The 8,090-nt window shown below is 51.9% G+C and carries 10 protein-coding genes; all 10 read right to left on the minus strand.

Annotation, left to right across the window (positions count from 1 at the left end; all coding sequences use genetic code 11):
• Nucleotide 1: 1 nt before the first annotated feature.
• Nucleotides 2–937 carry a DUF4928 family protein gene (locus ACMI1Q_RS11325; RefSeq protein ID WP_204875556.1) on the minus strand — a complete coding sequence of 312 codons (936 nt, stop codon included), beginning with the start codon at nt 935–937 and terminating at the stop codon, nt 2–4.
• Nucleotides 930–2,036, minus strand: a complete 1,107-nt coding sequence (locus tag ACMI1Q_RS11330) for a DNA cytosine methyltransferase (protein ID WP_419503814.1) — start codon at nt 2,034–2,036, stop codon at nt 930–932. Before ACMI1Q_RS11330 ends, ACMI1Q_RS11325 begins: the two co-directional genes overlap by 8 nt.
• Nucleotides 1,996–2,217 (minus strand): DNA-binding protein, encoded by a 222-nt coding sequence (locus ACMI1Q_RS11335; RefSeq protein ID WP_338049823.1) that lies wholly within the window; start codon nt 2,215–2,217, stop codon nt 1,996–1,998. Before ACMI1Q_RS11335 ends, ACMI1Q_RS11330 begins: the two co-directional genes overlap by 41 nt.
• Nucleotides 2,218–2,366: 149 nt before the next feature.
• On the minus strand, nt 2,367–2,666 hold the full coding sequence (locus tag ACMI1Q_RS11340) for a hypothetical protein (protein WP_204875557.1): 300 nt from the start codon (nt 2,664–2,666) through the stop codon (nt 2,367–2,369).
• A gap of 135 nt (nt 2,667–2,801) precedes the next feature.
• Complete coding sequence (locus ACMI1Q_RS11345; protein ID WP_419503815.1) at nt 2,802–4,145, minus strand: plasmid recombination protein; 1,344 nt, start codon at nt 4,143–4,145, stop codon at nt 2,802–2,804.
• 471 nt (nt 4,146–4,616) lie between these two features.
• Nucleotides 4,617–4,850 carry a complexin-2 gene (locus ACMI1Q_RS11350; protein ID WP_204875559.1) on the minus strand — a complete coding sequence of 78 codons (234 nt, stop codon included), beginning with the start codon at nt 4,848–4,850 and terminating at the stop codon, nt 4,617–4,619.
• Nucleotides 4,847–6,133 carry an AAA family ATPase gene (locus tag ACMI1Q_RS11355; RefSeq protein ID WP_419503816.1) on the minus strand — a complete coding sequence of 429 codons (1,287 nt, stop codon included), beginning with the start codon at nt 6,131–6,133 and terminating at the stop codon, nt 4,847–4,849. The genes ACMI1Q_RS11350 and ACMI1Q_RS11355 overlap by 4 nt, the downstream gene beginning before the upstream one ends.
• Nucleotides 6,123–6,458, minus strand: a complete 336-nt coding sequence (locus ACMI1Q_RS11360) for a plasmid mobilization protein (protein ID WP_419503817.1) — start codon at nt 6,456–6,458, stop codon at nt 6,123–6,125. Before ACMI1Q_RS11360 ends, ACMI1Q_RS11355 begins: the two co-directional genes overlap by 11 nt.
• A gap of 4 nt (nt 6,459–6,462) precedes the next feature.
• Nucleotides 6,463–7,545, minus strand: a complete 1,083-nt coding sequence (locus ACMI1Q_RS11365) for a tyrosine-type recombinase/integrase (RefSeq protein WP_419503818.1) — start codon at nt 7,543–7,545, stop codon at nt 6,463–6,465.
• A gap of 2 nt (nt 7,546–7,547) precedes the next feature.
• Nucleotides 7,548–7,751 carry a helix-turn-helix transcriptional regulator gene (locus tag ACMI1Q_RS11370; RefSeq protein ID WP_419503819.1) on the minus strand — a complete coding sequence of 68 codons (204 nt, stop codon included), beginning with the start codon at nt 7,749–7,751 and terminating at the stop codon, nt 7,548–7,550.
• Nucleotides 7,752–8,090: the final 339 nt, after the last annotated feature.

Consider the following 8,090-nt stretch of genomic DNA (forward strand, 5'->3'; position numbering starts at 1 on the left):
TTCACCTGGCTTCAAACTCTATGCGAAGGCTGGGATCGGTTTCCGCCTCCAGCACGATCTTGTTGTATCGGTCAATGATGCCAGAGAGCGTGGAGTTTCTCTTGGACTCGTCAAAGAGACTATGCTCGTAGACGTTAGCGGACAAGAACTGCTGAATGTCCCACACTTCAACTCGCCCGGCCAGACCAGCATCCTCGGCAAGATTGAGTGCGGTATGCACGCGCTCGAAAATCGTGATGATGACGGGATGGCAACCAGCGCGGAGATTTGCCTTGCATTTTTCAATCAGCAACGCGCCGGGCATGGTCGTGCAGTGAATGACTGTATTTCCGATGACAAAATCGCCGTTGCGGTCTGTGGGGCCGTCCGCCACAGAGGCTCCATGAATTTCAAAAGACCCCTCCGGCAGGATCAAGCAAAGTTTCGCCGCCACAAGATGCTGTAATACCGTGCCGAGGTACTGCGTTCCGGCGTTCTGCTTTTGACGCTTTTTTGCCTGCTCAAACAGATCGTCCAGGTTCGCACCGATTGTTTTGGAGGTGTCGGCGGTCAGAACAAACGGTTGATTTCTAAAATACTCTCGTACCTGTTCGGCCCAAAAGTCCTCAACTATGGAGAAGTCTACCGCTTCCTCTGCGTTCCATGCGTTCAGAAAGTCCACATATTTAATCATCAGGCCCATGCTACCCCGGCTGGTTCTACCACCTTCAGAGGATAATTGCTGGGTGATGCCGTGTTCTCTCAAAATTTTCTTCAAGTTGGCCCCGCCAAGCCCCGCTACCTGTCCTTTACTGCTTGTCTGGAAGTCGTCGGGGTTCAACGGGAATGCCTTATCTCTCACCATGCGGGTAAACTGCACAACCAAAGAGAGAGGCCCTTTCGTAGTAATATGGTTTTCAGCTTGAAAGACTCTCAAGCGTTCTTCGGGACTAATCATTATATACCGCCTCCGCAATTTTGGTTAGGAATCGCTCCCCTATAAACTGCGCGACCGGCGCGGCCACTGCGTCGCCCATCGCTTTATATCCGTCGTTATAACTCCCGGGAAGTTCAAAGCTGTCTGGCGCTCCCATCAGTCTGGCCGCTTCGCGCACAGTCAAAAGCCGCGCGTGTATCTGACCATTTTTTTTAACTACAAGATACTGCTTACTGCTCCCGCCTTCCGGCGTCCGCAAGCAACCGGCAATTCCATCAAAGCGCAGCTCCAACTGCTGCGTTCCGTTCCTCGTCCTGCGATAGCCTGTGGCGTACACAGTGTCGTGCGCCCGCAATTTGCTCCAATGCCGTTCGGGAACCAGACGTAAAACATCGTCTTTATCAAAGGTTGCGTTATCCTCGACAATATCTTTGAGGAATACGGCACGGCGCGAGGGCTTTTCCGTATGCCACCAGACCCATCCCGGCAGTTCACGGCCCAATTGCGTTGCGGCGCTGTTATGGAGCCAGCATGGCCCGTCACCCACCAATTCCTCTGGAATGGGACAATCCTCCTGCACGGCGATAATGAATACTCTCGGTCTGGACTGTGGAACGAAGTGGGACGCATTCAGCAAAACAGCTCCGCAGCGATACCCTCTTTCCACAAGCGCCAAATGAAGAACCCGGTAATTATCGCCGCCGTTTGTCGAAAGCAGACCCGCCACGTTCTCCAGCAAGAGAATCTTCGGTTTATCGTCCATCTCATCCAACACTCGCAACCATTCCCACACCAAACCGCTGCGGGACGCATGGATTCCGCCGATAGAACCCGCCAGAGATAAGTCTTGACAGGGAAAGCTGGCCCACGAAAGATGAGCGAACGGTAGATCGGCCCCCTTGATGTTCTTGATGTCATCCAGAACAAACCGTTCGCACCCGAAATTGGCTTCATAGACGGCGGCCTTTTGTTCGCTGATGTCGTTTGCCCAAACAGGCGTGAACATCCCCCTTAGTCCATACGCCACAAGGCCGCTACCAGCAAAAAACTCATGCATCGTCCAAGGAGCAGAAGATAGGTCAATATTCTGTTTTTGATACACGGTGCTTTGAAGAATCATTTCTTTCCCTACCTTGTCCTCGTTTATCGCTTGTCGGTTTCTCGGCGTTTTCCGGGATAATCCAGATACGACTCATGCGCGATGCGCCTGCTATGCGGTTTTCTTTGCATAATATCTGAACTTGCCGCGGGGTCACACCCCATTTTTCGGCGGCTTCTTGAACCGTTATATATCCATTCACTTGCGACACCTCATAATCACTATGGATGCGAACACTACACCAAATATATTATATTCGTTTAAGCGAAATAAAGCAAGCTTTGACCTGCAATTTGCAGAAGAAAGATCACAAAACGCCCGTGAGGTATCCTCCCCACGGGCGTCGTATAATCACTTCTTGCCTTGCTGCAAGTTCTGGATATTCTTCTTTGCCAGCTCGCTGGCCGCCTTCCGGCGCTCTGCGCTGTATGGGGCGTTCAGCTTGAAACTGAACCGCCCTTTCCTGATCTCAAATGTGAGACAACCATTCTCGTCATCGTCCACCAACCGGCACTCGGCTGGGTACTTTGCCGAATACTCGTTCAAACGGTTTTTAAGGGACGTGTTGTAGGTACACACCTCAATGATAGGGCTTGCCTCGTCAAAAAAGACGCTGGTTGTCTTTTGCTTCTTGGAAAGACCTGTTCTCATAAAACCTCCGCATTTTCATAAATTTTCTCCGGCTCTACACCGGCAAAAGTAAGCGGATTTTCAGATAGAAAGCACCCAAACGATACATGATTCAGTTCGGATGCCTCTATCCGTAAAAATCCTTTTTTCTCAGGTCTAAACGGGATTACCGCGCATCCCGGTCATGCCGCCGCTTTTGACTGCGTTTCTGCTCTTTTCCGCCTGTTCCTGTTGCCTGACAGCGGCCACTGTTTCGGCTACACTCTCCGGCCCATAGGCCCGGCACAGCCGGTCATAGTCTCTGGCGGTCTCCTGCAATTCTGCATTTTCACCCTTGACCTCGGCCAACTGCGCCTTCAAATACGGAACCTCCGTATCATATTTGCGCTGCAACAGCTCGAATTTCTGGCAGACATCCAGATAAGCTCGATAAACGGAACGCACCACCTTGACGATCTTCTCCAGCAGCGGTTTGGACTTTTTCTCCCGGTAGGATTTGGCGGACTCCATTCTATCAGGGAGTGGCAGAAGGTCCTCTGGATTGGAAGAATACTCGGCCGCCAATTTCTCCATGTGTTTTAGTTTAGGCGCTAATAGGCGGAGTTCCGTCTGCGCTTCTTTGGCCGCCTTCTCGGCTTCGGCCTTATCTGTCCGAAGCTTGCCGATCTCCGCCTGAACCTCCGATTTTTCTGTTTGCAAATCCGCCAGCCGTGCCTGTTCTCTTTCCACCTTAAACTGCGTCACCGTCAGATGCTCCTCAGAGCTGCTGCGTTCACCGCGTTCCACATCGGTGTACCCGGCCTCACGCATATGCTGGAAGAAATCGTCCTGCAACACACTATACGATTTTTTGAGGACAGGCTTGCCCTTTGCCGTTTTCAATGGTTCGCCAGTGGCCTCATCCAGCACCGGCTTGGAGGCCCACTTCTTGCTCATGCTGACCTGCATGACCGTTTCTTTTACCTTGCCAATCAACGACTTGTCCTTGCACCGTTTGGACCAGCGGATCTGCTTCTCCACCACCGGTACATAGGCTACATGGAGGTGGTAGTGGTACACATCCTGCCCCAACGCCTCGGACATAGCCCGGTTGCGCTCGTCGGCGTGCATGACCGCCGACAGAATGTACTGTTCGCCGCCCACGATTTTGATTGCAGCTTGGTAGGCGTCGTGGTAAAATTGTTTTGCGAAGTCATATCCGCCATGGTTGAAAAAGTAGGCGGAGTTCACATCGAAGATCAGCTCCCCATAGCGGAAAGCGTCCTCTTTGATGCCCCGTGTGGAGATAATTCCGTCTGCCTCCATCTGTTCAAACTGTTCCAGATAGCCGCTGTCCGGTTGCTTGAAGTGAACATTCAGATGGGAGCGTTCCGGGACTATATCCTGGTTGACATACGATTCTTTTTCACGCTCGTTGTGTTGCTGCGCGTTTTTCAGTTTGGGTGTAGTCAGTCTCATGTTTCTTGCGCTGGTACGATGGATACCGTCGCCTCTTGCCATAGAACTCCTTTCTCGCCCCACAAGGGCGGTTGAGATGCGGGTAGCTTTTGGGGATGCACTTCTGCGGAAGTGTAATAACCCACTATGATACTTTCATCCTGCGGCTGCAAAGTATCGTGGGCTCTCCGAGGGGGAGTGCGGCTCCTGCGGGAGCCTCGCCGCCTTTTTCGGCTTGCAGGTGATACCCACAGCCTCAAAATGCGGTGTGACCGGCGGACTTTTCGCTACCGTGTTTGCTCCAATTCCACCGTCCACAGGCCGGGAAAATCCACCGGATTCTCCCGGCCTTAGCCATCTCCAAATCTGCGGATTTTTCGATGGGGACGGGGGATGCGGGAAGCGTGTGCTGCCAGTCAATTTGCCTTGTCCGCCAGCCACAGGAGCGTGTCACGCTCCTGTCCATGCCAACAGAGGGAAAATTTACTTTGGTGCTAATTTCATTTGCGAGATTAGTACGAAAGTAAATTCCTGTTACCAGCGAAAATCCGGGAATACGCCGCGCCGGTCCAGGTACGCTTGCCGGGCCTGTTCCCGTTCTTCCGCGCTGGAATCAGTTTTATATTTGGCGTACAGCTCGTGCCGCACCAAGGCGTCCAGTTTCTGCTCCAATCCCTGCCGGATTTCATCCTCGTATTCGTCATCATAGCCGAGGTGATACTCCACCAGCGCCACGAACAGGTCATAGGGAATCTGCACATTCTTCATTCGCTTCCGTTCCTCTCCGCGACGGCTGCGACGATAGCGACGGTTGTTTGGGTGGTAGCATTTTCACCGTTGCAACCGTCGCTACCGTCGCGCCCATCCTCAACCACTTCAAAAGCCGGAGCCTCCACCAGCATATAGATGAGTTTCACCTGCCGCCCGGCGTGGCGCGCCCTGTTTTCGTAGCCCACATGATATTCCTCCAGCAGCCTGCCGGATTTGACATTCAGATACTTGGTCAGCGCGTTTGCAGCCATATTAACCTGCGCTGCTGCGGCCAGCTCCGAGGGAGAGCCCGTCCACTCCGGTTGACCGGCATTGACCATCCGGGCCACCGCTTCCAACACAGGGTCCGGCGGTTCCTTGTGCGGCTCCGTTTCCATGCGCTCCAAATTCCAAATCTGGGTTTCCGGGTCCTTTTTCAAGTAGAGAATCTGGTCCTGCTGGTCGCGGCCCACCACATCAATGGTGGCTTCCAACGCGGTCCGCTTTTTCTTCTGCATCAGCAACGAGCCATCGGCGCAGCCCAGCAGGCCCGTGGTGCCGGAGATCATCTCGAAAGCGTCCCCGGCGGGTTGCTTCCGGGTATGATGAACGGTCAATACGCAGATACAATGTTTGTCCGCAAACTGCTTGAGCTTGCCGATGATTTCATAGTCGCTGGCATAGCTGTATGCCTCGCCTCCCACCTCCCGGATTTTCTGCATGGTGTCAATGATGATGAGCTTGGTATCTGAATGTTCCCGCATGAAGTTTTCCAACTGCTCGTCCAGACCGTTCCCGATTTTTCCGGCAGCGGTGGCGAAGTGAAGATTCGGGGTATCGTTCACGCCATACATCATAAACATCCGGTTCTGAATGCGCTGGAAGTCATCCTCCAACGCAAGGTAGAGAACTGTTCCCTGGTGGACCTTGCAGCCCCACAGCGCCTGCCCGGTGCTGACATGGTAGGCGATCTGCGCCACCAGGAACGACTTTCCAATCTTGGGCGCACCCGCGAGGAGATACGCCCCCGAATGGAGCAAATTTTCAATGATGGGCGGGCGGCTTTTGTAGGAGGTCTGAAACAGCTCGGTCATGGTGAGCGTGTGCAGGTATCGCGGGTCGGCCATACGCTGCATCTTGCGGTACATTTCCTCCAGACTTTCCGTAGAATTTTCCGTTTCCCCGTTGCGTTTTGCCTCTGAAACGGGTATACTGTTGTCAGAATCTTTTTGAATGGACTGCCTCTCATCTGCGCCAACAGATGTGCTTCGGGCAGTCTTTTCTTTTGCGTCAATTCCCATAGACAGTGTCCTCCTGCATCCCGTTCATAATGGTTGCGATCATTTGGATGGTGTCCAGCAGCTCATCGTTCACGCCCTGTCCGGCCTCAATGCGCCGCAACTCGTCCAGCACAGCGGCCAGTTCGTCCCGGAGGGCCTTATAGACTCTGGGATTGCCCTGCACCACGACCTCCTTTTCCAGCAGCCGCCGGGTGATGTAATCCTGTTTCGTCAGGCCGGACAGCTTGACGAAGATTTCAAGCTGCTCGTCCTCCTGCGGAGACACTCGGAAAGCCACCGTTTTGTTCCGCCAGCGGTTGTGGCGGTCAAGATTTTTCATAGACATTGTTTCAAGCTCCTTTCTCAGTTTTCAGTGAGTCCAACTTGTCAGCCATTTCCACCTGACGGGTGGGGAATAGATGAGCATAGCGGTAGGTGATGTCGATACTCTCATGCCCTACCCGTTCTGCGATTGCCAAAGCGGTAAATCCCATGTCAATCAGCAGGCTAATATGGCTGTGTCTCAAATCATGTATGCGAATGCGTTTTACCCCAGTTTCTTTACAGCCCCGATCCATCTCACGGTGGAGATAGTTTTTACTGACAGGGAAAATACGGCTGTCCGGTTCCACACCATAGAGCTGCTTGAGATAGTCCTGTATCTCATCGCACAGAAATTGTGGCATCTGGATAACACGGTTACTCTTGGGCGTCTTAGGTGTCGTGATGACATCCTGTTTGTTAAGTCGCTGATAAGATTTGTTGATGGTAACGGTATGCTTCTCAAAGTCAAAGTCCGCGGGCGTCAGTGCCAACAGCTCGCCTTCCCGGATTCCGCACCAGTAAAGCATCTCAAATGCATAGAACGAGAGGGGTTTGTCCATCATCGCCTCAGAAAATTTGGTGTACTCTTCCCGCGTCCAGAACAGCATTTCCCGCCGTTCTTCTGTTCCCATATTTCCCGCCCTCTGTGCCGGATTGACTTGCAGGCCGTAATATCGGATTGCATGATTGAAAACTGCACTTAACTGGTTGTGAACCGTTTTCAGATAGGTCTTGGACAGGGGCTTTCCGTGACAATCTGTAAGATTGCGAATTTCATTCTGCCAGTCAATGATGTCCTTGGCCGTAATCTCCGACAGCTTCCGCTTGGCAAAGTAGGGCAGAATCTTCTTCTTGATGATGCTTTCTTTGGTGAGCCAGGTATTGAGCTTCAGTTTGGGTTTGATGTCCTTCTCATATAGAGAAACAAAGCTCTCAAAGGTCATATTTACATCGGCCTGTTTCTCCATCAGGAATTCCCGTTCCCAGGCCAACGCCTCTTTTTTGGTTGCAAAACCGCGTTTAAGCTTCTGCTGGCGCTCACCCCTCCAGTCCGTGTAACGGAACTGAACATACCATGTTCCGTTGTCTTTATTTTTGAATGCGGCCATATTCAGCCCTCCTTCCTTTTCGTCTCAGTCCTCGTACCGTAGAATTTTTCATGAAAGAATTTCCGGTCAATCCGGCCAGCAATCGTGATACAGCCAGTCTGTGCCAGTTCCCCATTCATTCGCTTAATGAGTTTATAAGCGTAGGGTTTAGATACTCCCAACTCCTCAGCCACTTCATCCACACGCATAAAAATCTGTCCTGCCATACGCAAAAATACCTTCCTTTCCTTGTCGTAATTGTTTCTCGTTTGCCGTTTCACCCTTCAGACTCTGACAGGCAACCCTTCCCGGCGCTGTGTCGTTTGTTTTTCTCCTTGGCACGCTCATATCGTCGCCTGCTTCCCTGGAGAAAGTATCTGTCGGACGGTCATTCAGTTTTGCTTCGTCTGAAATTCCCCCTCTCGCCTTACAACGGACATTTTTTTGCCGTTTGGCGGGTATTTAATTTGTAAAATTTTTATGACTTAAACTTATTTGCTTATATCATCTTCATTATACTAAGCATAACGGTTAAAGTCAAGTGGCTTACAGAAAAATATTAAATA

The sequence above is a fragment of the Candidatus Allofournierella excrementavium genome (assembly GCF_048526665.1).
Taxonomy (GTDB): domain Bacteria; phylum Bacillota; class Clostridia; order Oscillospirales; family Ruminococcaceae; genus Allofournierella_A; species Allofournierella_A excrementavium.

What these genes read in the sequence shown, in the direction of transcription:
- ACMI1Q_RS11345 (WP_419503815.1), bottom strand. Translation starts at nt 4,145, where the DNA reads ATGGCAAGAGGCGACGGTATCCATCGTACCAGCGCAAGAAACATGAGA.
- ACMI1Q_RS11365 (WP_419503818.1), bottom strand. Translation starts at nt 7,545, where the DNA reads ATGGCCGCATTCAAAAATAAAGACAACGGAACATGGTATGTTCAGTTC.
- ACMI1Q_RS11350 (WP_204875559.1), bottom strand. Translation starts at nt 4,850, where the DNA reads ATGAAGAATGTGCAGATTCCCTATGACCTGTTCGTGGCGCTGGTGGAG.
- ACMI1Q_RS11370 (WP_419503819.1), bottom strand. Translation starts at nt 7,751, where the DNA reads ATGGCAGGACAGATTTTTATGCGTGTGGATGAAGTGGCTGAGGAGTTG.
- ACMI1Q_RS11330 (WP_419503814.1), bottom strand. Translation starts at nt 2,036, where the DNA reads ATGATTCTTCAAAGCACCGTGTATCAAAAACAGAATATTGACCTATCT.
- ACMI1Q_RS11325 (WP_204875556.1), bottom strand. Translation starts at nt 937, where the DNA reads ATGATTAGTCCCGAAGAACGCTTGAGAGTCTTTCAAGCTGAAAACCAT.
- ACMI1Q_RS11360 (WP_419503817.1), bottom strand. Translation starts at nt 6,458, where the DNA reads ATGTCTATGAAAAATCTTGACCGCCACAACCGCTGGCGGAACAAAACG.
- ACMI1Q_RS11340 (WP_204875557.1), bottom strand. Translation starts at nt 2,666, where the DNA reads ATGAGAACAGGTCTTTCCAAGAAGCAAAAGACAACCAGCGTCTTTTTT.
- ACMI1Q_RS11355 (WP_419503816.1), bottom strand. Translation starts at nt 6,133, where the DNA reads ATGGGAATTGACGCAAAAGAAAAGACTGCCCGAAGCACATCTGTTGGC.